Source organism: Streptomyces sp. S.PB5, assembly GCF_030403745.1.
Taxonomy (GTDB): Bacteria; Actinomycetota; Actinomycetes; order Streptomycetales; family Streptomycetaceae; genus Streptomyces.
The window spans coordinates 245,175-269,964 of record NZ_JAQMWP010000003.1; the positions used below are offsets into that span (position 1 = coordinate 245,175).

22 protein-coding genes are annotated in these 24,790 nt (G+C 72.2%); 10 read left to right on the forward strand and 12 right to left on the reverse strand.

Annotated features, from left to right (window positions below):
- The first annotated feature begins 15 nt into the window (after nucleotides 1–15).
- The 8 genes from PH203_RS09950 (at nucleotide 16) to PH203_RS09985 (ending at nucleotide 7,959) form a co-directional block, all read left to right on the forward strand.
- Nucleotides 16–1,101 (forward strand): WYL domain-containing protein, encoded by a 1,086-nt coding sequence (locus PH203_RS09950; protein WP_289918734.1) that lies wholly within the window; start codon nucleotides 16–18, stop codon nucleotides 1,099–1,101.
- A complete protein-coding gene (locus tag PH203_RS09955) occupies nucleotides 1,098–1,391 on the forward strand; it encodes a hypothetical protein (protein ID WP_289918735.1) in 294 nt (97 codons plus the stop codon). Before PH203_RS09950 ends, PH203_RS09955 begins: the two co-directional genes overlap by 4 nt.
- A 10-nt stretch (nucleotides 1,392–1,401) precedes the next feature.
- Nucleotides 1,402–1,596, forward strand: coding sequence for a hypothetical protein (locus PH203_RS09960; protein WP_289918736.1), 195 nt, complete (start codon nucleotides 1,402–1,404; stop codon nucleotides 1,594–1,596).
- A 261-nt stretch (nucleotides 1,597–1,857) separates the two neighbouring features.
- Nucleotides 1,858–2,148 carry a Sec-independent protein translocase subunit TatA gene (tatA, locus tag PH203_RS09965; RefSeq protein ID WP_289918737.1) on the forward strand — a complete coding sequence of 97 codons (291 nt, stop codon included), beginning with the start codon at nucleotides 1,858–1,860 and terminating at the stop codon, nucleotides 2,146–2,148.
- Between the two features lie 47 nt (nucleotides 2,149–2,195).
- Nucleotides 2,196–3,152, forward strand: a complete 957-nt coding sequence (tatC, locus tag PH203_RS09970; RefSeq protein WP_289918738.1) for a twin-arginine translocase subunit TatC — start codon at nucleotides 2,196–2,198, stop codon at nucleotides 3,150–3,152.
- A 31-nt stretch (nucleotides 3,153–3,183) separates the two neighbouring features.
- Entirely contained in the window at nucleotides 3,184–4,104 is a 921-nt protein-coding gene (locus PH203_RS09975; RefSeq protein ID WP_289918739.1) for a diacylglycerol kinase, read from the forward strand.
- 40 nt (nucleotides 4,105–4,144) lie between these two features.
- Entirely contained in the window at nucleotides 4,145–7,006 is a 2,862-nt protein-coding gene (locus tag PH203_RS09980) for a DEAD/DEAH box helicase (protein WP_289918740.1), read from the forward strand.
- 155 nt (nucleotides 7,007–7,161) lie between these two features.
- Nucleotides 7,162–7,959: an AfsR/SARP family transcriptional regulator gene (locus tag PH203_RS09985; protein WP_289918741.1), complete on the forward strand. Its 798-nt coding sequence runs from the start codon at nucleotides 7,162–7,164 to the stop codon at nucleotides 7,957–7,959.
- On the opposite strand, the gene PH203_RS09990 is transcribed toward PH203_RS09985, so the two are convergent.
- From PH203_RS09990 to PH203_RS10035, 10 genes are read right to left on the reverse strand one after another with little or no spacing between them, the layout of a single operon-like run.
- The gene (locus tag PH203_RS09990) at nucleotides 7,853–8,884 is read right to left on the reverse strand and encodes an alpha/beta hydrolase (protein ID WP_289918742.1); all 1,032 of its coding nucleotides are present in this window, start codon (nucleotides 8,882–8,884) and stop codon (nucleotides 7,853–7,855) included. The genes PH203_RS09985 and PH203_RS09990 overlap by 107 nt on opposite strands.
- Nucleotides 8,863–9,720, reverse strand: a complete 858-nt coding sequence (locus PH203_RS09995; RefSeq protein WP_289918743.1) for a 2-oxo acid dehydrogenase subunit E2 — start codon at nucleotides 9,718–9,720, stop codon at nucleotides 8,863–8,865. Before PH203_RS09995 ends, PH203_RS09990 begins: the two co-directional genes overlap by 22 nt.
- On the reverse strand, nucleotides 9,717–9,956 hold the full coding sequence (locus PH203_RS10000) for a phosphopantetheine-binding protein (protein WP_289918744.1): 240 nt from the start codon (nucleotides 9,954–9,956) through the stop codon (nucleotides 9,717–9,719). The genes PH203_RS09995 and PH203_RS10000 overlap by 4 nt, the downstream gene beginning before the upstream one ends.
- Before the next feature lie 38 nt (nucleotides 9,957–9,994).
- Nucleotides 9,995–11,011, reverse strand: coding sequence for a 3-oxoacyl-ACP synthase III family protein (locus PH203_RS10005; protein WP_289918745.1), 1,017 nt, complete (start codon nucleotides 11,009–11,011; stop codon nucleotides 9,995–9,997).
- Nucleotides 11,008–14,019 carry a beta-ketoacyl synthase N-terminal-like domain-containing protein gene (locus PH203_RS10010; protein ID WP_289918746.1) on the reverse strand — a complete coding sequence of 1,004 codons (3,012 nt, stop codon included), beginning with the start codon at nucleotides 14,017–14,019 and terminating at the stop codon, nucleotides 11,008–11,010. Before PH203_RS10010 ends, PH203_RS10005 begins: the two co-directional genes overlap by 4 nt.
- Entirely contained in the window at nucleotides 14,016–14,282 is a 267-nt protein-coding gene (locus PH203_RS10015) for an acyl carrier protein (RefSeq protein ID WP_289918748.1), read from the reverse strand. The genes PH203_RS10010 and PH203_RS10015 overlap by 4 nt, the downstream gene beginning before the upstream one ends.
- Nucleotides 14,283–14,299: 17 nt before the next feature.
- Nucleotides 14,300–15,958 carry an acyl-CoA dehydrogenase gene (locus PH203_RS10020; RefSeq protein ID WP_289918750.1) on the reverse strand — a complete coding sequence of 553 codons (1,659 nt, stop codon included), beginning with the start codon at nucleotides 15,956–15,958 and terminating at the stop codon, nucleotides 14,300–14,302.
- On the reverse strand, nucleotides 15,955–17,670 hold the full coding sequence (locus PH203_RS10025) for an acyl-CoA dehydrogenase family protein (RefSeq protein ID WP_289918752.1): 1,716 nt from the start codon (nucleotides 17,668–17,670) through the stop codon (nucleotides 15,955–15,957). The genes PH203_RS10020 and PH203_RS10025 overlap by 4 nt, the downstream gene beginning before the upstream one ends.
- The gene (locus PH203_RS10030; RefSeq protein ID WP_289918754.1) at nucleotides 17,667–19,418 is read right to left on the reverse strand and encodes a fatty acyl-AMP ligase; all 1,752 of its coding nucleotides are present in this window, start codon (nucleotides 19,416–19,418) and stop codon (nucleotides 17,667–17,669) included. The genes PH203_RS10025 and PH203_RS10030 overlap by 4 nt, the downstream gene beginning before the upstream one ends.
- Nucleotides 19,415–21,271, reverse strand: coding sequence for an HAD-IIIC family phosphatase (locus tag PH203_RS10035; RefSeq protein ID WP_289918756.1), 1,857 nt, complete (start codon nucleotides 21,269–21,271; stop codon nucleotides 19,415–19,417). Before PH203_RS10035 ends, PH203_RS10030 begins: the two co-directional genes overlap by 4 nt.
- A gap of 77 nt (nucleotides 21,272–21,348) precedes the next feature.
- Here PH203_RS10035 and PH203_RS10040 point away from each other — a divergent pair, with 77 nt between their 5' ends.
- Nucleotides 21,349–22,587 carry an FAD-dependent monooxygenase gene (locus tag PH203_RS10040; protein ID WP_289918758.1) on the forward strand — a complete coding sequence of 413 codons (1,239 nt, stop codon included), beginning with the start codon at nucleotides 21,349–21,351 and terminating at the stop codon, nucleotides 22,585–22,587.
- Complete coding sequence (locus PH203_RS10045) at nucleotides 22,587–23,183, forward strand: MFS transporter (RefSeq protein ID WP_289918761.1); 597 nt, start codon at nucleotides 22,587–22,589, stop codon at nucleotides 23,181–23,183. The genes PH203_RS10040 and PH203_RS10045 overlap by 1 nt, the downstream gene beginning before the upstream one ends.
- Here PH203_RS10045 and PH203_RS10050 read toward each other — a convergent pair.
- On the reverse strand, nucleotides 23,128–23,901 hold the full coding sequence (locus PH203_RS10050) for an alpha/beta fold hydrolase (RefSeq protein WP_289918762.1): 774 nt from the start codon (nucleotides 23,899–23,901) through the stop codon (nucleotides 23,128–23,130). The two genes, PH203_RS10045 and PH203_RS10050, sit on opposite strands and share 56 nt — an antisense overlap.
- Nucleotides 23,898–24,722, reverse strand: a complete 825-nt coding sequence (locus tag PH203_RS10055; RefSeq protein ID WP_289918765.1) for an AfsR/SARP family transcriptional regulator — start codon at nucleotides 24,720–24,722, stop codon at nucleotides 23,898–23,900. Before PH203_RS10055 ends, PH203_RS10050 begins: the two co-directional genes overlap by 4 nt.
- Between the last annotated feature and the right edge of the window lie 68 nt (nucleotides 24,723–24,790).

Below are 24,790 nucleotides of genomic sequence, written 5' to 3' on the forward strand. Positions count from 1 at the left end.
GGAGCGGGAAACACAGTGGCAGGCAAACCGGTCAGGCCCGTCAACGCCATCGACCAGACCCGGCGGATGCTGTCCCTGGTGACGTATCTCAAGGAGCGGCCCGGCGCCCGCGTGGAGGACGTCGCCCGGGCCTTCGGGATCACCGAGGACGAACTGGTCTCCGACCTCGATGTGCTGCCCATGTGCGGCACCAGCTTCCGCGGCGGGGATCTCCTCGACATCGACACCGACGGTGAGCGGATCTGGTGGCACAACCCCGATGACGTCGCCGAGCCGCTGCGGCTCGCCGCCGACGAGGCGACCGCGCTGCTCGTCGCCGCCCGGGCCGTCTCGACGCTGCCCGGGCTGCGCGAGGGCGACCGGCAGGCGCTGCTGCGGGCCACGGCGAAGGTGGAGGCGGCGGCCGGCGAGCAGGCGGGCGCCAGTGCGCGGCTGTCGGTGACCTTCGAGTCCGAGGGCGGGGTCTTCGCGGACGTCGACCGGGCCATCTCGGAGCGGCGCCGCCTGTGGATCCGCTACTACTCGCCCGCCCGTGACGAGGTCACCGAGCGCGAGATCGACCCGATCCGCCTGGTCAGCGTCGGCCACACCTACGTCGAGGCGTGGTGCCGCCGCTCCGAGGCGCGCCGCACCTTCCGGCTCGACCGGGTCGCCGAGATCAAGATCCTGGACGAGCAGTCCGCGCCGCCCGAGATCGAGCTGCGGGACCTCTCGGAGGCGCTGGTGCAGCCGGCCGCCGAGGACCCTGAGGTCGTCGTCGAGGTCGGTCCGGGCGGGCGCTGGGTCGCCGAATACTACCCGCACGACAGTGCGGATGAGCTTCCCGACGGCGGGCTGCGTATTACCCTGCGCACCCCCGACCCGGCGTCCCTGCGGCGTCTGGCGCTGCGGCTCGGCCGCGACGGGCGGATCGTCTCGCCGCCCGAGCTGGCGGACAGCGCCCGGCAGGCGGCCCGCGAGGCGCTGGCGGCGTACGACGGGGTCGAGGCACAGGGCTCCTCGCGAGCCCGGCAGGGTTCACACCGAACTCACACGGACGACGACGGGCAGCACGAAGGCCGGTACGGCGGGCAGGGCGACAGGCAGGAGCAAGAGCTTTGAGCGAGTCGGCGACCCCTGGAGTGCAGGAGATGTCGGTGGCGTCCGCGTTCGCCGGGATGCGAAGCGTGTCGCCGATGGTGTTCCGGGCGGGCTGCCCCGACTGCCGGGGCCGCTTCGAGCTCGCCGCCGGGGCGCTGCGGCTGGCCATCGGAGCCAGCAGCAAGACCACCTTCTACTCCTTCACCTGCCCCGACTGCGGAGCGTCCGTCCGCAAGCCGGCCGGGGAGCGGATCGTGGAGCTGCTGACCGGCGGCGGGGTCAGGACCTTGCGGCTGCACTCGACCCTCTAGGCTCGGCAGCATGTTCTGGCCGATGTTCGCGATCGCTGTGGGTTTTGTGGGTCTCACCGTTCTCGGTGTGCTCGCCGTGCGTGTCTTCGTGGAGGCGCAGCGTCTCGGACGCCAGGTCTCCGACTCGGCGCAGCGCATCAGCAGGGCCGCGGAGGACCTGGAGCGGGCCGCCGTGAGCACCGCCCGCGCTGTGGACGCCCTGTGAGACCCGCTGTGCACCGCGTGTGAGTCCTGCGCCGCAAGCGTTTTGGGTCACTTCGCCCTGTCACCCCGGGCTCCTGGCCGGGTACGCTGCAGGTCGCGGACCGGAGAACGAGGCCCGGGTCGCGGACCGGGAGTACGCACGGGGATTGCCTCACGTTCACCCCTGAGCGTTACGATCGCTGACAACACGATCGTTCGGACACCTGTCCGACCGGTCGGACAGCACCCCACCCCAGCCGCCTCGGTGAGAAGGTAAAGACTTATGTTCGGAAGGCTCGGCGCCCCCGAGATCATTCTCATCCTCGTCGTCATCATCCTGCTGTTCGGCGCGAAGAAGCTTCCCGACATGGCGCGCTCGCTCGGCAAGTCCGCCCGCATCCTCAAGAGCGAGGCGAAGGCGATGAAGTCCGAGGGCCAGGACAACACGACCGCCGCGTCCGCCCCTCCGCAGGACGACCAGCAGCCCCAGGTCCAGCGCACCATCCAGGCCGCCCCCGGTGATGTGACCAGCTCCCGCCCGGTCACCGAGCCGACGGACACGACCAAGCGCTGACACAGGGCCGGTGACCTCCGGCCCGCCGCACGAGATGGGAACGTGGGTTGCTGAAGTCTGCCCGCAAAGAGGAGAAGGATCCCGAGGGGCGGATGCCCCTCGCGGAGCACCTTCGTGAGCTCCGCAACCGGCTCGCGAAGGCGCTGCTGGCCATCGTCCTCGTGACGGTCGTCGCAGCCTTCTTCTACAACGACATCATCAACTTCTTGACGAAGCCGATCCTCGACTCGATCGGCTGCGACAAGACCTTCGAGCAGCTCGCCAGCTCGTCCGAGACCAGTGAGAAGTGCGCCCGGATCACGATCAACGGCCTGCTCGCGCCCTTCAACCTGGCTCTCCAGGTCTCGCTGATGGCCGGTATCGTGATCGCCTCGCCGATCTGGCTGTACCAGCTCTGGGCGTTCGTCGCCCCGGGTCTGCACCGGCACGAGAAGAAGTACGCCTACGCCTTCGTCTTCACGGGCGCCCCGCTGTTCGTCGGCGGCGGCTACTTCGCGTACTCGGTGCTCCCCACCACCGCGAAGGTACTGATCGACTTCACACCGAGCGGCGACATCGACAACCTGCTGCCGCTGGACGATCTGCTCCAGCTCGTCACCCGCATGGTGATCGTCTTCGGCCTCTCCTTCGAGCTGCCGCTGCTCCTGGTCATGCTCAACCTCACCGGCATGATCACCGGCAAGCGGATGCTCGGCTGGTGGCGCGGAATGATCATGGGTATCACCGTGTTCGCCGCCGTGGCCACGCCGAGCACGGACCCGCTGAGCATGCTCGCGCTCGCCGGTCCCATCTGGGTCCTGTACTTCGGCGCGACGCTGTTCTCACTGCTCAACGACAAGCGCCGACGTCGCCGCGACGCCGCGGGCCCCGCCGACGACGAGGCCTCCGACCTGGACCTGACCCCCGAGGACATCGGCGAGGTCGAGACCGTCTCCGCCGCCCGGGCACTGCCCGAGCAGTCGTCGGGAACGGACCGGGTCAACGGTTATGACGACGTGACCTGAAGATCGGGAAGCGGCTCGTAGGGTCAGTGACGTGACCAGCGAGATCACCCTCTTCGTCAACCCCACCGCGGGGCGCGGCCGGGGCGCCCACGCGGCGCAGCCGGCCGCTTCCGCTCTGCGGGCGGCCGGCTTCTCCGTGCGGACGGTCCTCGGGGAGAACGCCGACGACGCCCTCACGCGCGCGCGTGCCGCCGTCGCGGACGGCACGGGTGCCCTGATCGCCGTCGGCGGCGACGGCATGGCCAACCTGGCCCTCCAGGCCGTCGCCGGCACCTCCACCCCGCTCGGCCTGGTCGCCGTCGGCACCGGCAACGACCTCGCCCGCGCCCTGGGCCTGCCCGTACGGGACCCGGCCACCGCGGGACGGCGGATCGCCGCGGCCCTCAAGGGCGGCGACCTGCGCGACATCGACCTCGGACAGGCCGGCGGCCGCTGGTTCGGCACCGTCCTCGCCTCCGGCTTCGACTCCCGCGTCAACGACCGGGGCAACCGGATGCGCCGGCCCGCGGGACGCCTCAAGTACGACATCGCGATGATCGCCGAGCTGGCCGCGTTCAAGCCCTTCCCGTACCGGCTCCGGCTCGACGACGGCGAGGTCCAGGAGATCGAGGCGACCCTCGTCGCCGTCGGCAACGGATCGTCGTACGGCGGAGGCATGCGGATCTGTCCCGGGGCCGACCTCACCGACGGCCTGTTCGACATCACCGTGGTCGGGGACTGCAGCCGGGCCACGCTGCTCAGGGTGTTTCCCAGCGTGTACCGGGGCACGCACGTCGAGCACGCCAAGGTCAGCGTGCACCGGGCCGCGAAGGTCGAGCTCAGCACGGAGGCGGGGGTCCGGGGGTATCCCCCGGGAGAACACATCACCGGGTACGCGGACGGGGAGCCGCTCGGGCCGCTGCCGCTGACCGCGCGTTGCATCCCGGGCGCGGTGCGGGTCGCGGGGCTCTGAAGTGCACGGACCCGGAGTTTGACAAGACGGGATCCGGATAATGATCGTCCTGTTGTCAGTGGGGCCCGGTACGCTCGAAAGCACGATGACAGAGGACCTCTCACCGGCCGAGCGATACGCGGCTGCCCGAAAGCGCGCAGCCGAGCAGGCCACCGCGCTCGCCGACTTCCGCGAGATGTACGACTTCGGTCTCGACCCCTTCCAGATCGAGGCCTGCCAGGCGCTCGAAGCGGGGAAGGGCGTGCTGGTGGCCGCCCCCACCGGCTCCGGCAAGACCATCGTGGGCGAGTTCGCCGTCCACCTTGCCCTGCAACAGGGCAAGAAGTGCTTCTACACGACACCCATCAAGGCGCTGTCGAACCAGAAGTACGCCGACCTGTGCCGCCGTTACGGCGCCGAGAAGGTCGGTCTGCTCACCGGCGACAACAGCGTCAACTCCGAGGCCCCGGTGGTCGTGATGACCACCGAGGTGCTGCGGAACATGCTGTACGCGGGCTCGCAGACCCTCCTCGGGCTCGGCTATGTCGTCATGGACGAGGTGCACTACCTCTCCGACCGCTTCCGGGGCGCCGTATGGGAAGAGGTGATCATCCATCTCCCCGAATCGGTCACCCTGGTCTCGCTGTCGGCGACCGTGTCCAACGCCGAGGAGTTCGGCGACTGGCTCGACACCGTCCGCGGCGACACCCAGGTGATCGTCTCCGAGCACCGGCCCGTGCCGCTGTTCCAGCATGTGCTCGCCGGGCGGCGGATGTACGACCTGTTCGAGGAGGGCGAGGGCCAGAAGAAGGCCGTCAACCCCGACCTCACCCGGCTCGCGCGGATGGAGGCGCAGCGCCCCTCGTACCAGGACCGCAGACGCGGCCGTGCGATGCGCGAGGCCGACCGGGAGCGCGAGCGCAGACAGCGGTCGCGGGTGTGGACCCCGGGGCGGCCCGAGGTCATCGAGCGGCTGGACGCCGAGGGGCTGCTGCCGGCCATCACCTTCATCTTCAGCCGTGCCGCCTGCGAGGCCGCCGTACAGCAGTGTCTGTACGCGGGGCTGCGGCTCAACGACGACGAGGCGAGGGGGAAGGTGCGTGCCCTCGTCGAGGAACGCACGGCCGCCATTCCGACTGAAGACCTGCATGTGCTCGGGTACTACGAGTGGCTTGAGGGGCTGGAGCGCGGGATCGCCGCCCACCACGCGGGCATGCTGCCGACCTTCAAGGAGGTCGTCGAGGAGCTGTTCGTCCGCGGGCTGGTGAAGGCCGTGTTCGCGACCGAGACACTCGCGTTGGGTATCAACATGCCCGCGCGGTCGGTGGTGTTGGAGAAGCTCGTCAAGTGGAACGGCGAGCAGCATGCGGACATCACACCCGGTGAGTACACGCAGTTGACCGGGCGTGCGGGGCGGCGCGGTATCGATGTCGAGGGTCATGCCGTGGTGCTGTGGCAGCGCGGGAGCAGCCCTGAGCATCTGGCCGGACTGGCCGGTACGCGTACGTATCCGCTGCGGTCCAGCTTCAAGCCGTCGTACAACATGGCGGTCAACCTCGTGGAGCAGTTCGGGCGGCATCGGTCGCGGGAGCTGCTGGAGACCTCCTTCGCGCAGTTCCAGGCCGACAAGTCCGTGGTCGGGATCTCGCGGCAGGTGCAGCGCAACGAGGAAGGGCTCGAGGGCTACAAGGAGTCCATGACCTGCCACCTCGGCGACTTCGACGAGTACGCGCGGCTGCGGCGGGAGTTGAAGGACCGCGAGACCGAGCTGGCGCGGCAGGGGGCGAACCAGCGGCGGGCCGAGGCGGCCACGGCGCTGGAGAAGCTCAAGCCGGGTGACGTCATCCATGTGCCGACGGGCAAGTACGCCGGGCTCGCGCTGGTCCTCGATCCGGGGCTGCCCGCCGGGCGCTCCAACGGACACCGTGGGTTCGAGCACCATGACGGGCCGCGGCCGCTGGTGCTGACCGCCGAGCGGCAGGTCAAGCGGCTGGCGTCGATGGACTTCCCGGTGCCGGTCGAGCCGCTGGAGCGGATGCGGATCCCCAAGTCCTTCAACCCGCGGTCGCCGCAGTCCCGTCGGGATCTCGCGTCCGCGCTGCGCACCAAGGCGGGGCACATTCCGCCCGAGCGGGCCCGCAAGAAGCGGGCGCAGGCGGCGGACGACCGCGAGATCGCCCGGCTGCGGACCGCTATCCGGGCGCATCCCTGTCATGGGTGCGACGAGCGCGAGGACCACGCGCGGTGGGCCGAGCGGTATCACCGGCTGCTGCGGGACACCTCGCAGCTGGAGCGGCGCATCGAGGGCCGTACCAATACCATCGCGCGGACCTTCGACAGGATCGTGGCGCTGCTGACCGAGCTGGACTATCTGCGGGGTGACGAGGTCACCGAGCACGGGAAGCGGCTCGCCCGGCTCTACGGCGAGCTCGATCTCCTTGCCAGTGAGTGTCTGCGGGCTGGTGTGTGGGAGGGGCTTGCTCCTGCGGAACTCGCGGCTTGTGTCTCGGCGTTGGTGTACGAGGCGCGGGTCGGTGACGACGCGATGGCGCCGAAGCTGCCGTCCGGCAAGGCCAAGGCCGCGCTCGGGGAGATGGTGCGGATCTGGGGGCGGCTCGATGCCCTTGAGGAGGACTTCCGGATCACCCAGAGCGAGGGTGTGGGGCAGCGGGAGCCGGATCTCGGGTTCGCCTGGTCCGCGTACATGTGGGCCTCCGGGAAGGGGCTCGACGAGGTGTTGCGTGAGGCGGAGATGCCGGCGGGGGACTTCGTGCGGTGGTGCAAGCAGGTGATCGACGTGCTGGGGCAGATTTCCGCGGCGGCTCCTGTTTCTGGTGGGGAGGGGGCGACCGTGGCGAAGAATGCGCGCAAGGCGGTTGATCAGTTGCTGCGAGGGGTTGTGGCCTACTCGTCTGTGGGGTGACGGAATCGTTGGCGGGTGCGGGTGGATTGTGGCTGGTCGCGCAGTTCCCCGCGCCCCTTTGGGCCCGTTGCAGTTCGCCTCTCCTACAGGGCTCCCGCGCTTCTTCAGCGGGGTTGGGTTGGGTTGGTGCAGTTCCATACGAGGGGAGCTGCACCATGCGATTCCGTGTTCTGGGCCCCGTGCGTCTTCACCCGCGCACGCCCGCCGCTGCCAAACCCCGGGCCGTGCTCGCCACGCTGCTGGTGCGGGGCGGCACCGTCGTCTCCAGTGAGGCGCTCATCGACGAGTTGTGGCCCGATGAGCCGCCCCGTACCGCGTCCAGCACGCTGCATGTGTACGTCTGCCATGTGCGTAAAGCCCTCGCGGAGAGCGGGGCCGGGCGGCCCCTTGTCAGCAGGGCCCCCGGGTATCTGCTGCACGTCGAGCCGGGGGAGCTGGATCTGCGGCTGTTCGAGGAGTTGAGCGAGCGGGGGCGCGCCGAGGTGCGGGAGGAGCGGTATGCCGATGCTTCGCGGACCTTGGGGCAGGCGCTCGGTCTGTGGAGCGGGCCCGCGCTGTCCGGGATTCCGCAGGGGGTCGTGCTGCGGTCCGCCGCCACTCGCCTGGAGGAGCAGCGGCTCGGGGTGCTGGAGCAGCGGATCGGGGCCGATCTCAAGCTCGGGCGGCACGACGAACTCACCGGGGAGCTGATGGAGCTGGCCGTGGAGCATCCCTTGCGGGAGCGGCTGCACTGCCAGCTCATCGTGGCGCTGCACCGGTCCGGGCGGGCCTCCGACGCGTTGCGGGCCTACCGGGCGGTGCGGCGATCCCTGCACGAGGAGCTCGGGATCGGGCCCGGCCCGGCGCTCACGCGGCTGCACGACCACGTGCTGGGCGGAGCAGGTTCAGGACCAGCCAGCGGCGCAGGGCACCGGCATGGTCCGGTGAGCCGTGCACATCGTCGAACAGCTTGATCCGTACGTCGGGGAGCGCGGTGCGCAGCAGGGTCTGCTCCTGGGGCGGGATGATCTCGTCCCGGGCGCTCGCCACATACCGCACAGCGGCCCGTACGCCGTGGAGTTGCGCCGGGTCCAGAGGGAACTCCTTGAGCAGTGAGCGCAGTTCGGCGATGTCCGTCGCGCCCGTCAGACTGCGCAGGGTCGTCGCGGTGATCGTGGGGACGCGGGGCCACCAGTCGTCGTCGGTGAAGAAGTGGGCGACCGGGGCGCCCACGGTCAGGACGCGGCCGACGCGGTCGTCCTCGGCGGCGGCGCGCAGGGCCATGTGGCCGCTGAAGCTCAGACAGAGGAGCGTGGTGTCGGTGGTCCGGGCGCGGGAGGACAGCCGGTCCATGATCCAGGGCAGCAGGCGCCAGGAGTCGGCCGTGTAGCGCAGGGGGTTCTCGCCCACGCCCGGCATCTCCGTCACGACCGCGGCATAGCCGAGGCGTGTCAGTTTGGGCAGCAGGGGCGCCCATTGCTCCTTCACGCTGACTATGCCGCCCATCAGGACGAGGAGGGGGCGGCCGCGGTCCAGGCCTGCCGCCCAGCAGGCCAACGGGCCCTCCGGGTGGTCGAGTTCGAGGCGGACGATGCCTCGGCGGCGCGCTCCTCGCCACTTGTCGAACGCGGCCACGCCCGCCTGCTGGGCGCGGCCGCGTTCCGGGTCCCCGGCCGGGTGCGGAAAGCGGGCCAGGGCGTAGCAGCGGCAGGCGTCCAGGAGGCGGCCACGGGCCGCGAGGGTGTCGCCCTGGGCCGACCACACCCTGGCCCAGGAGGCCTCGTCGCCCTCGTCGTCGTTGTGGATCCGGGCCAGGGTCTGGGCCGCGGCCTTGGCGGTCATGCCCTGGTTGCGGGCGTGCAGCAGGGCGTACGACTTCAACTCGCCGAGGTGGTCCATGGGTTCGCCTCCTGCCCGGTCGACTGCTCGGCCTTGATCTCACGGAGGTGGCCGGTACGGGACGCGGCCTGCCAGTCCTCCTCCAGGGCCGACTTGAGGTCGGCCAGTACGTCCGCCGCTGCGGCGCCGTCCAGGACCCGGTGGTCGAAGGCGAGGCCCAGCCGCATCAGCGGGGCCACCTCGATCCGGTCGCCGTCGCGGACGACCGGGCGGGGCGCCGTACGGCCGCAGGTGAGGGTGAGGGCCGTGCCGCCCGTGGAGTGGAAGCCGTCCACGGGGCGGTGGCCCAGGGAGCTCACGGAGACCGTGCCGAGCAGGGCGGGGCGGCGGCGGGCGCTGCGCAGGGCCGCGCCGAAGGCCAGCCGGCCCAGCCGGGCAGGGAGGCGGGCGAGGGTGCGGGCACCGCGGAACTCGGGGAGGGCGGTGACGTCCGGGGCCTCGCGGTAGCGGTCGACGCCGTCCTGGATGTCGTCCAGGGAGGCGGACTCCAGCGCGGGGAAGAGCGCCGACAGCACGATGCGGTCGCCTTCGGGGACCCGGGCGTCCAGCGCCAGCTTGGCTGTCACCTGCGGGAAACGGAGGATGCGGTGGCCTCGGCCGAGGACCGCGTTGGCCTCCGGGTGGCGGGCCAGTACCCGGCCCGTCGCATGCAGGACGTAGGTGACGGTGGAGTAGTGGCGGTCGGCGCGGTCGCGGTGGGCGTGGGCCTGGGTCATGTCGATGTCGGTGTCGAGGAACACCGGGCGCTGGGCGGCGGCGAACTCCAGGAAGTGCAGGGTGTGGCGGCGGTCCCGGACGGGGTGGGTGGTGTGGGCCGGGGGTTTCCTGGGGGTCACGGGGTCACCACCTCGTCGTAGATCTCCTGGAGGCTGCGGGCCTCCAGGAGGCGGGAGACCGCGATGCGCCGGCCGGTGGCGCGTTCGAGGAGGACGACCAGTTTGAGGAGCAGCAGGGAGTCCCAGTCGGGGAGTTCGTCGAAGTCGGCGGCGAACTGGGCGTCGGTGAGGGGGAGTCCGAGTTCGGTTCGGACCAGGTGGTGGAAGTCGGTGGAGGGCAGGGTCGGGGAGGTCATGTCGGCCTCTCGGTGTCGGGGGTGGGATGCGGGTCGGCTCAGGGTTTCTGCAGGGCGAATCCGGACTTGATCCACTTGCTGGACTCGACCGCCACGGCCAGCGCCCTCTGGCCGCCGGACATCTGGGGCAGCAGCTGCTCGATCTGGAGGAAGGGCAGGGCGTTGCCGTTGTTGCCGGTGCGGTCGACGCAGGAGATCGGCCGGGCGGAGGGCACGGCCAGCTGCTCGGTGATGAGGCGGGTCATCCGGCCGGAGAGCTGCGGCGGGAGGAGGAAGTCGAGGTCGTCCGGGGACCAGTCGAGGTCGTCGAGGAGCTCCCAGAGGATCTCCACCGCCATGACGGGGATGTTCTCCTCGATCGCCTTGTAGTCCTCGGTGAGCGCCTGTCGGTCCTCGTGGCGGTCGGCGAGGCCGAACCAGTCGATGATCTGACCGGGTTCACGGCCGAGGCCGGTGCAGCGGTTGAGGGTGCGCAGGAGGGCCGGGCCCTGAGGGTCCGCGGTGAGTACGGCGGCGCCGGCGCCGTCTCCGAACAGCACGGCGTTGACGAGGTCGCCGGGTGCGGCCGCCGACATGTCCCGGTCCACGTCCAGGTGCTTGGTGCAGACGTCACCGCCGATGGCGAGGCCGCAGCGGTATCCGCCGCCCGTGATCAGGAGCCGGGCGAGGTCGAGGGCCTGTACGGCGCCGGCGCAGCCCGACTGGAGCTGGTAGGTGGGGAGTTGGTCGAGACCGAGCAGGTCGGCGACCCGGCTCGCGGTGGTCGGCATCAGGTGGTCGGGGGTGGCCGTGCCCAGCACCAGGAACTCGATGTCGGCGGGCTCGGCCGCGCAGCGCTCCATGGCCTGGGCCGCGGCCCGTGCGCACAGGTCGGCCAGGGAGTGCCGGATCTCGCCGGTCAGCAGGTCACGGGCGAAGTGGCGGGTCTGGGTGCCGATGTACACCTCGATCCACTCGGCGCTGATGCCCAGGGCGGCCGAGAGCGCGGTGTTGTCGACCGGGTCGCCGGGGAGGGCGGAGCCGGCGGCGGCGATGTGGGGGACGGGGGGCGTCATGGGGTGGGCTCCTGTATGTGGTGCTGCTGTACGTGGTGTTCCTGTATGTGGTGCTCCGTCACGTACGCGATGAGGTCGCCGAGCGTGGAGAGGCGGGACAGCAGCTCCTGGACCGGGAGTTCGCCGAGGGCGGGGAGGCTTTGCTCGATACGGGCCTTGAGTTCCATCACGGCGACCGAGTCGAGGCCGAGGTCCTCGTAGAGGCGGGCGTCGGGGGAGAGGTCGGCGGGGTGGTAGCCGCCGACGTGGGCCACGGCTTCGAGGACGGCGGTGTCGGTGGCGGTGGCAGCGGCGGGCCGGGTCTGGTCCGGCGTCTTGGGACGTTGTGCGGGCGGAGGCGTGGGGAGACCCCGGTGCCAGAAGCGGTGGTCGGTGGCGAAGGCGTACGGCGTCAGTCGGGTCAGGACACGGTCCTGTGGTGGGTGGACCGCCTCCCAGTCGGGATCGAGGCCCGCCCGGTAGAGGGTGGCGAGGGCCTCGGCGAGGTCTCGGGCGCCCGCTTGCTCGCCGGGGAGCGGGTGCACCGGATGGGGGCGGTGCGATGTCAACTGGCGGGCCAGCGCGGTGAGTACGGGCTTCGGGCCCAGTTCGACGAGATGGGTCGGGCCCTCGTCCAGGAGTTGTGCGGCCGCGTCCGCGAACAGGACGGAGGCGCTGATGTGTTCCGTCCAGTACGTGGCGTCCATCGGCTCGGACTCCAGGAGCTTGCCGCGCAGGGTGGAGTAGACGGGGAGACCGGGGACCCCGCCGCCGATCTGCTCGGCGAGTCGGTGGAAGGGTTCGAGGACGGGACGCATGAGGGGTGAGTGGAAAGCGTGCGAGACCTCCAGGCGGCGTACCCGGGTCCCGCGGTGCTCCAGTGCCTCGGCGATGCGCCCGAGCGCCGCCAGGTCTCCCGACAGCACGGTGGAGGCCGGCCCGTTGAGCGCCGCGTAACCGACCAGGGGCTCGTGGTCGACGTACTCCCGCAGCGGCTCGGCCGGGGACCGTACGGCGATCATGCCGCCGCCCTCGGGGAGCTCCTGCATCAACGCACCGCGTACGGCGACGAGTTGTGCGGCCCCTTCCAGCGGGAGGGCCCCGGCCAGTACGGCGGCGGCGAACTCTCCGACGCTGTGCCCGAGCAGCAGGTCCGGACGTACGCCCAGCTCGGTGAGGCTCGCGCCGAGGGCGTATCCGACGGCGAACAGGGCGGGTTGGGCCCAGCCGGTGCGGTGGACGGCCGGGTCGGCGCCGAGCAGCAGGTCGCGGACGCGGCCGCCGGTGTGCGGGAGCAGCACGGTGTCGACGGCGTCGAAGTGGTGCCGGAACAGGGGGGATTCGCGGTACAGGCGGGCCGCCATGCCCGGGTACTGGGCGCCCTGGCCGGTGAACAGCCAGGCGGTGAAGGGGGGTTCGGTGGGCGGGGCCGCAAGTGCCGGTGCCTCGGCGGCGGTGCGCAGGCGCGCGGCCAGGTCGGTGGGGTCGGTGGCGGGGACCGCGCAGCGGTGGGTGTGGCCGGACTTGATGCGGTGGGAGCTCCAGCAGAGGGGGCCGAGGGGGGTGCGGCGGCGGGTGATCGAGTCGGCCTGGGCGAGCAGGTTGCGGCGCAGGGCGGCTTCGGAGGGGGCGGTGAGGGTGAAGAGCGGGGTGCCCAGGCCGGAGGGGCGGGGTGGAGGTGTGTCGGTGGGGTTCCGGTCGGCGGGGATGCCGAGGGGCGTGCCTTCGTGAGCGGAGCCTTCCCGGGTGTCGCTCGGACGGCTCGCCTTGCCCGCGCGCGCGTGCGGGCCTCGGGGCGCCGACTCCAGCACCGCGTGCGCGTTCGTGCCGCCCAGCCCGAAGCTGCTCAGCCCCGCCACCACCGGTCCGGCCCCCAGTCGCAGCGGTGCCTTCAGCAGTCGTAGCCCCTGGTCGGGCAGGTTCAGGGCGGGGTTCTCACGGGCCGAGAAGCGGCTGGCCGGGACCGTGCGGTGGTGGAGGGCGAGGGCGACCTTGATGAGGCCCGCGATGCCGGCGGCGCCCTCCGTGTGGCCGAGGTTGCCCTTGACCGAGCCGAGGGCCATGGGGCGGGGGCGGCCGGAGTGGAGGGCGCCCAGGGCCTTCGTCTCGATCATGTCGCCCAGGATCGTGCCGGTGCCGTGGCCCTCCGTGAAGGTCACGTCCGACGGTTCGACCCCGGCGCGACGGTACGCCGAGGACACCACCGCCTCCTGGCACCAGCGGTTCGGCGCGGTGATGCCGTTGCTGCGGCCGTCCTGGTTGACGGCGGTGCCGCGGAGGACCGCGTACACGGGCTGCCCGTCGGCGACCGCGTCCGCGTACCGGCGCAGCACCACCGCCCCGACGCCCTCGCCGCGCCCGATGCCGTCCGCGTCCGCGCTGAACGGCTTGCAGCGGCCGTCGGGCGCCGCCAGCCCCGCCTGGGTGTAGAAGATGCCGAGCGCGGGGGTGAGGGCCAGGTTGACGCCGCCCGCTATCGCCCAGTCGCACTCGCCCGCCAGCAGCGAGTTCGCCGCCAGATGCACCGCCACCAGCGAGGACGAGCACGCCGTGTCCACCGCCAGGGACGGGCCCTTGAGGTCGAGGTGGTACGAGACCCGGTTGGCGATCATGCAGTAGCCGTTGCCGGAGCCGATCTGGGCCGTGATGCCGGACAGGTCCGTGAGCGTCAACTGCGCCCACTCGCTGCCCATCACGCCGACGAACACCCCGGTCGGTGTCCCCGCCAGTCGGTGCGGGGCGATGCCCGCGTCCTCGACCGCCCGCCACGCGCAGTGCAGCATCAGCCGCTGCTGCGGGTCCATGGAACCGGCCTCGCGAGGCGAGAGGGAGAAGAACTCGTGGTCGAAGACGTCCGGGTCGGAGAGGAAGCCCGCCTCGCACGGGAAGTCCGAGGCCGCCCACCGGTCGGCCGGCACCGGACGGGCCGTGTCACCGGAGCGCATCAGCAACTCCCAGTAGCCGCCAGGCCCTTCGGCCGCCGGGAACCGGCAGTCGATGCCCGTGATCGCGATGGCGTCCGCCGTCACGGGGTCGCCTCCAGCCGGCTCAGCAGGTGACCGGCCAGCGCCCGGACCGTCGGATAGTCCCAGGCCGCCGTCGGATCGATCTGCACCCCGAACGCGTCCTCGACATCGCCGCACAGACTGAGCGCGGCCACCGAGTCCAGGCCGTACTGGGCGAGCGGCACCGCCGGGTCTATCTCGGACGGCGGGGTGCGCAGATACTCGGCGACGCGCTGCGCCAGCCAGTCGGTCAGCGTCCGCTCGGTGTGGGTGCTCGGCACGGTCATCGGATGCTCCATCGGTGTCAGCCGTCCAGGGAGAGGTCGTACAGGTCGAAGGACCGGTGCTCGTCGTAGCGGCGCAGGAGTTCCGCACGCACCCGGGCCGTGAGGCCGGTAGGCGGTGGAGCGGGGCGCAGTCCGAGGCGGGCCGCCGTCCGGTGCAGCGCGGCCGCGAGCCACGCCGGGTCCGCGAGGAACCCGTCGGACGCCGCCCGCCACACCCCGGCTGCGGCCGCCGCGGCGAGCAACTGCGCGTAGCGGTCGGCGAGCCGGAAGGACGCCGGACCGGCCAGCGGTGTGCGTTCGGCCGGCGGCAGCGCGAGGGCCTCAGCCCGTACGACGGCCAGCTCCTCGGCCAACTGCCTCAGCAGCGCCGCCGTGCACGCGTCCGGGACCTCCGGCACGGCATCCAGTACGCCGCCCAGGGCGTCCCCGTCGGCCGCCAGTGTGAGCGCCTCGTACGGGATGCCCGGGGTGAGTGTGCCGCCCGGTGTGAAGAGGTCGTTCGGGGCCGGCGGACCGGGATTCCTTGCCAGGCGCGGGAGTTGGGGGATCAGGGTGGCGAGGCAGGCGGTGGATCCGGCGTGGCCGAGGCTGAGGACGGGCAGGTCGCGCAGATGCTTGCCGAAGATCGCGTGCTCGCCCTCGCGGACGTAGAAGCGGGCGCCGAGGATCACCGAGAGGTCGCCCGCGGTGCGGCCCAGCAGCCTCGGGACCAGGTACTTCACCGCCGCGCCCGTCACGCTCGACTGGCCCGGCAGCAGATGCACCGCTCTCGCGGCGGCCAGCGCCAGGCTGTCGCAGAGGAGGAGGTCGGTGAAGGCGCCGGTCAGGGTCGTGGCGGCGTGCGGGAGGTCCAGGACGCGGCCCCGGTACAGGCGGCGGCCGAGGGCGAAGCGCAGGACCGTGCGCAGACAGGTGTCGACCGTGCCGACCGCCATGCCCGGCAGGGCGCTGCGGGTGATCTGGAAGGAGCGCAGGGCGAGTTCGGCGCCGTGGCCCTCCTCGCCGACCAGCGCACCGGCCGGGATCGCACAGTCGCGGAAGTCCAGGCCGGTCAGATGGCAGCCGCGTACGCCCGCGGTGCGGTAACGGGGGAGGAAGGCCAGCCCTTCCCCGCAGTCCTCGGGGCCGGTGAGCAGCACGGAGTGGCTGCGCGCTCCCGGGGCCGGGTCGGTGCGGGCGAACAGCACCCACGCGGCCGCGCGGTCGGCGTTGTTGATGACCTGCTTGGTGCCGTCGAGGACATAGCCGCCCGGGATCCGACGGGCCGTGAACTCGTTGCGCAGGAAGTCGTTGCCGTGCGCCAGCTCGTGGTACGCCACCGACACCTTGGCCCCGTCGAGCAGCAACCCGGCGAGGTGCTTGCGCTGTTGGGGCGAGCCGCCCGCCCATATGTTCACGGCGGCCATGAAGGACGTGACGCCGTAGCCCAGCCCCAGTCCGACATCGCGCCGGAACACCTCACGGGCGACCCGCACCAGCGAGTCCAACCGGTCGAGCCGGCCACCGAGTTCGGTGGGGACGAACTCGGCGCCGAACCCGAAGCGGTCGAGGAGATCCTCGCCCGCCGCGCTCAACTCGCCTCGCTCGTCGGCCGCCAGCAGCGCCGACCGGCCCACCGGGTTCGCCGGGTCGTCCGGATCGCCGAACAGGCCGATCAGTTCCTGGACGCGGTTCATACCGTCTCCCTCGCCAGACCGAGCCGCAGCAGCGAGAACAGCCGGTCCGTCCGCCCTGCCTCGTACGCCTCGTCCAGCAGTCGCTCGTACGCCTCCGGGTCGGCCGGGCCCTGCTGCTCGCCGAGCCGCACCAGCAGCCGGTCGAGCGCCGCCCGCAGCCAGACGCCGTCGCGCCACACCCCGTCGGTCGCCACCAGCCGGTTGTGCAGCCACAGGCCAAGACAGGCGGCGCCCGCGAAGCACAGGCAGTAGCGCCGCGCCGTCTCGAAGGCCTCGTACGGGACCCCGGCGGCCAGGTCCCAGGGCGCCGCCATCTCCTCGTGGACCTTCTCGGTGACCGTCAGCAGACGCCGGGCGGCAGCGGCGAGGGCGGGGTGGGACTCCGCCCGGGCCACCCAGGCGGGGAGCGCGCCGAGCACCGAACTCCCGTACCGGGACAGCAGGGAGAGACCCCTCGCGTCGAACTCCGGCAGCGGGACGGAGAGGTCGCAGGCCGCGACCGGTTCGTCCGCCTGGCCCCGCCCCCAGTGCCGTACCAGTGAACGGAACTGGTTCACCAGGGAGTTGAGGTTGACCAGGGTGTTGCCGTCGAAGAGGGAGACGATGCGGTGATCGCGTTCGACCTTCTCGAACAGGCCGTAGTGGTCCGCCCCGGCGAGGAAGGCGCGCGCCCCGAGGAGGGCGGCCAGTTCGCGCAGCAGCTCCTCCGTGCCGGTCGGCACCAGGTACTTGGTGACGGCGGAGACCACGCTCAGCTCGCCGGTCGCGGTGTGGACCAGGCGGGCGGCGACCAGGGAGAGCGCCTCGTGGGTGAGGACGTCGGCCGCCGCGGAGGCCAGGACGTGCCGCGCCTGGGGGAGTTCGGCGAGCGGGCGGCCGTACAGGCGGCGTTCGGCCGCGAAGCCGAGGGCGAGGCTGAGGCCGTGGTCGGCGGCGCCGAGGGAGAGGGAGGCGCACATGGTGCGGGTCAGCTGCAGGGCCTTGAGGACGGTTTCGATGCCGCCGCCCTCGGTGCCGACGACCGTGGTCCGGGGCAGGCGGGCGCGGTGCAGGGCGATGCCGGAGATGTCGGCGCCGCGGATGCCGTGGGTGGGGATCTTCGGGAGGTGGCGGTAACTGCCGGGCGGCAGCTCGCGTTTGTCGGCGAGCAGGACGCTGAAGCCGCGCGGTCCGCCGTCCGGGCCGGTGCGTGCGAGGAGGGTCAGGACACTGCCCCGGGTGGCGTTGTTGATCAGCCACTTCTCACCGCTCACCCGCCACGCCCCGGGCCCGTCCGGTACCGCCTCCACCTCCCCGGCGAGCAGGTCGCTGCCGTGCGCGCGCTCGGTCAGACCGAGGGCGACCGGGACCCCTGCGCGGATGTCCGCGCCGAGCCGGGCCGCCTGTTCGGCGCTGCCCGCGATCCAGACGCAGACCGCGCCGAGGTAGGTCTTGCCGTGCGCGACGGCCACGGTCAGGTCCCGTCGGGCCACCGTCCGCAGCAGCTGGAGGGCGTGCTCGTAGTCGCGCAGCCGGCCGCCGACCGGGGCGGGCACGTAGTAGTCGGGCAGCCCCCAGTCGTCCAGCAGCCGGCAGATCTCCGCCGGGAACTCCTCGCGCGCGTCGAGGGAGGCCGAGGCCGCGTCGGAGAAGGGGGAGCGCGGGTCGGCGGGGTCGCCGAGGTAGAGCTCCAGCTCCTCGGCGAGACGGTACGGGGAGTGCTCCATCGTCATGCCGGGCTCACCCGCGCCAGCGCCCGGTCGGCCGCGTCGCTGACCAGCTCGCGTACCGCCGGTTCGAGCACCTCGTACAGCGGGACGAGGGCGCCTTCGAGGAACAGCCTTCGCATCAGGGTGCGTTGGACCTTGCCGCTGGTGGTGCGGCGGACCGTGCCGGGGCGGACGAGCACCACATTGCCCGCCGCGACCGAGAACTGACGGCCTATCTGCAACTGGACCGCCGTGGCGACCGCGCGGAGATCGCCGTCCGGGACGGCCGCGGCCCGCACCTCCTGTACGACGACCAGGTGTTCGCCCGCCGCGCTCTGCACGGCGAACGCGGCGCCCGTGCCGGCGGCGAGCGAGCGGTCCGCGGACTGCACGGTGCGCTCCACGTCGTGCGGGTACACATTGCGCCCGGCGAGGATGATGACCTCCTTGAGCCGGCCGGTGACGAAGAGCTCACCGCCGTCGAGGACACCGAGGTCGCCGGTGCGGAGCCAGCCGTCGGGGGAGCGGCTCTCGGCCGTGGCCCGCGGGTTGCGGAAGTAGCCGGGGGTGACGCTCGGGCCGCGGACCCAGATCTCGCCGACGGCTCCCGGGGGCCGGTCGGCTCCCGTGGCCGGGTCGGTGACGCGGATCTCGCAGTCGCGGACCGTGCCGCTGCCGGCGAGGGTCCGCACCGAGGAGCCCTCGACGGGCGGGGCCAGCTCGCCCAGCTCCAGGGCGGTGGCGTCCACCTGCCTGGTCACCGGCGGGGCCTTGGGGCGGCAGCCTGTCACCAGCAGGGTCGTCTCCGCCATGCCGTAGCAGGGGAAGAAGGTCTCGGGCCGGAAGCCGGCCGGGGCGAAGCGGTCGGCGAAGGCCTGGAGGGTGTCGGCGCGCACGGGCTCGGCCCCGTTGGGGGCCACCCGCCAGCCGGACAGGTCCAGGGTGGCCAACTGCTCGTCGGTGACCCGGCGTACGCACAGGTCGAAGGCGAAGTTGGGGCCGCCGCTGCCGCTCAGCCGGTAGTCGTCGATCATCTTCAGCCAGCGGTGCGGGCGTTTGAGGAACGCGGTCGGCGGCATCAGGACCGCGGTGCCGCCCGCGTAGAGGGGCTGGAGGATATGGCCGATGAGCCCGAGGTCGTGGTAGTGCGGCAGCCAGCCGCCGCCGACGGTGTCCGGGCCGGTCCCCGTCCACGCCTGGATGGCCGCCTCGTTGGCGAGCAGATTGGCGTGGGTGACCATCACACCCTTGGGGTCGCTGGTCGAGCCCGAGGTGTACTGCAGGAACGCGAGATCGCCCGGGCCGGTGGCCGGTGGCCGCCAGTCCGCCGGGTCGGCGAAGTCGCCCTCGCCGTCGGTGCCCAGACAGTGGACGTGCGGCATGTTCTCCGCGGCCAGCCACGCCTCCAGGGCGGGGGCCAGCTCGGGGGACGTCAGCACCGCGACCGCCTCGGCGTCGCGCAGGATGCCGGTGACCCGGGCCAGACCGCGGCCCTGATCGGTGGGGACCGGGGCGGGGACGGCGACGGCACCGGCGTACAGACAGCCCAGGAAGGCCGCGGTGAAGGCGGTGCCCGAGGGGTGGAGGAGCAGCACCTGGCGGCCCACCGCGCCGCGGGCGCGCAGCCAGACGGCGATACGGCGGGCCCGGGTGTCGAGGGCGGCGTACGTGACGTGCTCGGCGGTGTCGTCCTGGAGGTGGATCAGGGCGTCCTTGGCCGCGTGGGCGGCCATGTTCTCCAGGATGACCTCGGTGAAGGTCCTGCTGCTCACTGGTACGTCCCCTTCAGCGTGATGTGCGACGGGACCTCGGGGAGGTCGAGGAGGGGGTGGCGGAAGGCGCGCTCCGGACCCGGCGCCTGGGCCGGCTCGGGCAGGAAGCCGAGCGAGGGGTAGAGGTCCCGCACCCGGCCGTTCCTCGCCGTCGGGCGGTAGGTGCCGTGCACGGCGGGGGCGCCGGAGGCCTTGGCGTGCTCCAACAGGGCCGCGAACACGGCCTGTTCGATGCCCCGGCCGAAGACCCGGCAGCTGAGCAGGACGTTGTCCAGGTGCCAGCCGTCCGGTGCGCCGCGCAGGAACACGGCGCCGACCAGGCCGTTGTCGCCGAACTTGTCGCGGGTGGTGACGGTCAGGACCCGCCCGGCGTACTCGCTCACCTCCGGGCCGGTCATCCGTCGGGTGGTGAGGTTGAACTGGTTGGTCCGCTGGGTCAGCTGGGCGACCCGGGCCACCTCGCCCGGCCGCAGGGGCGCGACGTCGACGACCACGTCGAGCCGCGCCAGATACTCCTCGTACGACCGCGCGCTCTCCCGGAGCCGATGACGGTCCCCCTCGCTGCGGTACCGGTCGGCCCGTTGCAGGTCGGCGTCGGTCAGCTGGGGTGTGTCGAACCAGCCGTCCGCCAGCAGGCGTTCGGTGTGCAGCGCGGGCTCGTCGTCCAGGGGGACGAGGGCCACGCCGGGCAGGGCGGAGGCCACCTGGCCGCGTTCGAAGGCGGAGTCGTCGGCGAGGACGAGGCTGTCGATGCCGAGGCCGAGCCGCTCGGCGATCTGCCGTAGCCCTTCGCTCTTGGGGCCCCAATTCGCCTGCACCTGTACGAAGTCGGGCTCCCGCAAGGTCATGTCCGGGTGCTCGCGCAGCACGGCCAGCAGCGGTGCCCGGTCGTTCTTCGAGCACACGGCGAGCAGCACGCCCTGGGCGGCGAGCTGTCCGACCACCCGCTGGAACCCGGCGAACGCCTCTCCTCGCACGGTCCCGGCGGCGGCGATCCCCTCGGGGCCGACGTCGCCGAGCACCCCGTCCCAGAGGGTCTGGTCGGCGTCCAGGACGAGGACCTTGCGGGTGCGGCCGCGCAGGGTGCGGGTCAGGTGGCCGATCTCGCGGGCGTACCGGGCGAGCAGTTCGGAGCCGAGGCGGGCCTTGGCGTAGGCCGACAGCCGGGCGTCGCGGACCGGGCCGCCCTCGGCGACGAGCGGGTCCAGATCGACGACGTGGGTGCGGGGGTGGCGTCCGACGAGCCGGAGGAGACCCGCGTTGAAGTCCCGCCAGAGCGCCGCGAGTTCGGTACGGGCGCGCAGGTCGACGAGTTGGTGGGCGTCCGAGCGGAGCAGCGGGAGGGTGTTGAGGACGAGCATCCCCCGGGCGTGGTCGCCGTGCCGGGCCGCGTGGGCGTCGAGCCGGGCGAGCAGGTCGGCCGTCGCCTCGGCGACATCGGTGACCGTCCAGGGGCGGGGCAGGGTGTCGAAGACCGTCGAGGAGTCCAGGACACACAGGGAGAGGGCGGTGTCGGGCGCGTAGACGGGACCGTCCGTGGTGAGCAGGTCGCGCTCCCAGGCGCCGAAGTCCCCTTGCCGTGCATCGAGTCGCAGTCCGTGGCGGGCGAACTCGGCGGTCAGGGAGGCGGTCAGGCCGTCCAGTGTGCCGCTGCCGCCGACGGTGACCCGTACCGGCTCCGGCTCCCCGGCCGGCTCCCCGGCGGGCTCTTCGTCCGGGCGGGCGAGGATCCGGCCGGCCGACTGCAGGGCACCGAACGGGTCCGGTCCGGCGGCGAGTTCCGCGAGAAGGGCGGGCACCTCGGGGTCGTACCGGCGCAGGGAGCGCAGGCGGTCGAGGAGGGCGTTCGTCATGGCCGGGAGCCTGCGGAGTGCGCCTTAAGCCCGTCTTGTGCAAGGCGCGCTTAAGGGGCGGCGGACAGCATCGCGGCATGACGATTCAGACGTCCGTGTGCGTGGTCGGCGGTGGTCCCGCAGGGCTCACCCTCGCGCTCGAACTGGCCCGGCGGTCCGTGCCCGTCGTCGTGCTGGAGGCGAGCGGTCACTTCAATCGCAGCTTCCGGGGCGAGTCCGTCTCCCCGGACTCGGTCTGGCTCCTCGACCGGCTCGGGCTGCTCGACCGGCTGGACGGGGGGTACGTCCAGATGCACCGGATGGAGATCTCCGACTCCGGACACACCGTGTTCCGGGCGGAGTTCTCGGACTTCCGGTATCCGCACCCGTTCCCCGTCGAGCTGCCCCAGCCCACGCTGCTCGCGGCACTCGCGGAAGCCGGTGCCGGACTCACCGGCTTCCGGCTCCTCCAAGGGGCCACGGCGACCGGGCTGTTGTACGACGGGGAGGGCGCGGTCGCCGGGGTGCGGGCCCGAACGCCCGAGGGGGAGACCGAGGTTCGCGCGATGCTGACCGTCGCCGCGGACGGACGGTTCAGCAAGGTGCGGGAGATGGCGGGGATCGAGTACCGGAAGGTTCCGCTGGAGCGGGACGTCATCTGGCTCAAGCTGCCCTTTCCGTACGGAGACTGGGACGACCGCACCTACCGGGTACGGATCCGGGGCGATCAGCACGGGCTGTTCATTCCGACACGGCCCGACAGCGTGCGGGTCGGGTTCAACATCCCCAAGGGCGGGCTGCGGGAGATGCGGCAGCAGGGGCTCGGGGCACTGTACGAGCGGCTCGATCTGCTGGCGCCGGAACTCTCGGGGGCCGTGCGGGACGAGGTGCGGAGCTGGTCCGACACGTCGATGCTCGACATCTTCACGACGGTGGTGCCTCGGTGGGCGGTGCCCGGGCTGACGCTGATCGGCGACGCGGCGCATACCCTCACGCCGATTCTGGGGCAGGGCGTCAACCACGCGATCATCGACGCGGTGACGCTCGCCCCGCTGGTGGAGAAGGCGATGGGGGAGGGCGGGTCGACGGGGGCGCTGCTCTCGGCGTCCGAGATGTTCCAGCGGGAGCGGGAGGCGTCTGTTGCTCGGTCCCGTGCGCTTCAGCTTCGGCAGGAGCGGCTCTTCACGTTGGACGGGGCTGTGGGGGCGGCCTGGCGGCGGTCGCTCTACCGGGTGGTGAGCAGTAGTCCGTGGCTGGTGCGGAAGGTGCTGGCCGGGGCGTACTTCCAGTTGCAGGAGCCTGGGGAGCAGGTCGCGAAGATGCAGGTGGGGATGTAGTGGTTGATCTGCGGGCCGGTGGGGCCGCACATGTCACAGCCCCGCGTCCCTCCCGGGGCGCGATCCTCGCCGTCGCTCTCCTGCTCAACCAGTTCGTGGTGGCCCTCGCCGGTAGCAGCGTCGCGACTGTCGGACCGGGGTTCCGGACGGCCATGGGGGTTTCTGCCACCGCACTTCCCTGGGCCGTCATCGTCTACGTCCTCGCGCTAGGCGTTCTCCTGCTGCCGTTCCGGTGGCTGTGCGGGCGCATCGGGCCCTTCCTCGTCCTGCTCGGCGGGCTGTGGATGTTCGTCCAGTCCTCCGTCGTGATCGGCACCCACCTGGTCACCACGCCGCACGGCTTCCTCGCCCTTCGTGGCGTACAAGGTGCCGGTGCCGCCGCGCTCACCGCCGTGGCGCTGATGCTGATGCCGGTACGAGTCCGACCCGCCTGGAGTGCCGTGATCCTCGGAGGGCTCGGTGTGGGTCTCCTGCTCGGTTCGGCCGTACCGGGCGACTCATGGCGCTGGGTGTTCTGGGCGAACGTACCGCTCGCCGTCCTCAGCGGTATGACCACGCTCGGACTGCTGCGCGGGGCCCGTCGGCGTCCGGCATGACACGGTCGTACCGCCGCACCAGCGCGGCCACCTCGTCCAGCACCGCCCCCTCGTGCGACCGCAGGAAGAAGTGCCCGCCCGGCACCGTCCGCACCTCGAACCCCCGTCCCGCGAACCGGCGCCAGGCGATCACCTCCGCCACCCGCACCAGGGCGTCGTCCTCCCCGGCGAACAGATGCAGCGGCACCCGCACCGCGTCCGGCCGTACGGAGTCCACGTCCGCGCACACTCTCAGGTCGTCCCGGACCACGGGCAGCAGCGCGCGGAGCCACTCCGGGTGGTCCAGGAGCAACGGGGGCAGACCGCCCAACCGGGCCAGGGCGGCGGCCAGTTCGGGATCCGGGGCGTGGGCCTCGGCGATGTGCGGGGCCGGGAGGTGCGGGGCGCGGTGGGCGCCGAGGAGCAGGGCGCGGGGGAGGGGCGCGCCGCGGGACTGGCGGCGCAGGGCGAGGGCGTAACCCACCAGGGCGCCCATGCTGTGGCCGTACACCAGGTGAGGGTGCGACATCACATCGTCCAGCTCGGCGTCCAACGCACGCACCAGCGTGTCGAGTTCGGTGAACCGGGGCTCCCGCGCGCGGCTCTCCCGGCCCGGCAGCCGTACCGGCACCACCTCCACGACGCAGCCCCGCTCCGTGAGGCCGCGCTGCCAGCGGGCGTAGACCGAGCCACCGGCACCGGCGTACGGGAAGCAGAGGAGCCGGCAGGGGGCGTTCACCGGAGCGTGCCGCGGTCGGCGAGGACGACCGGCGCGGAGGTCATCGTCGGCTCCAGCGCCGGGTCGCCCTCCAGCACCGCCTGATGGAGCCGCCTCAGCTGCGGTGACGGCTCCAGGCCGAGGTCCGCCACGAAGGCCGCCCGCAACCGTCCGTACACCTCCAGCGCCTGCCAGGTCCGGCCGCTGCGGCACAGGGCCACCATGAGCTGGCCGTGCAGGCGTTCGTGCAGGGGGAAACGGGCGGTCAGGCCGGTCAACTCGCCCAGCAGGACGTCGTGCCGGCCCAGTCGGAGGTCCGCCGCGATGCGGTCCTCCAGGGCGGTGAGGCGGAGTTCCTCCAGGCGCAGGACCTCCGCCTCCAGCACCCGGCCCGGGGTCACATCGGCCAACGCCGGGCCCCGCCACAGCCGTAGCGCCTCATCGAGGCGAGCCGAGGCGGTGGTGGCGTCGCCCGTCTCCAGTGCGGCTCGTCCCCTCCTGGCGAGCCGTTCGAAGCGGGCGGCGTCCGTGTCGTCCGGCGGTGCCTCCAGGACATAGCCGCTGTGGCGGCGCAGCAGGACGTCCCTCGGGCCGCGGGCCGGTTCGGGGCCGAGGGCGGCCGCGATCAGACGGCGGAGCTGCTTGACGTAGGTGTGCAGGGTGGCGGCGGCGCTGCGCGGTGGCCGGTCTCCCCACAGTTCGTCGGTCAGGGCGCGGACGCTCACCTCCCGGCCGGAGTTGAGTGCCAACAGGGCCAGTGCCTGCCGTGGTTTCGCTGCGCTCGGCACGACGGAGGTCTGCTCCTGACGTGCCACGAGCGGTCCGAGTACGGCGATCTCCATTTCTCGCGTCCCCCTGGACTCGATTGCCGCTTATGCACTGCTTACGTCCCGCTGTACAGACGATGGCA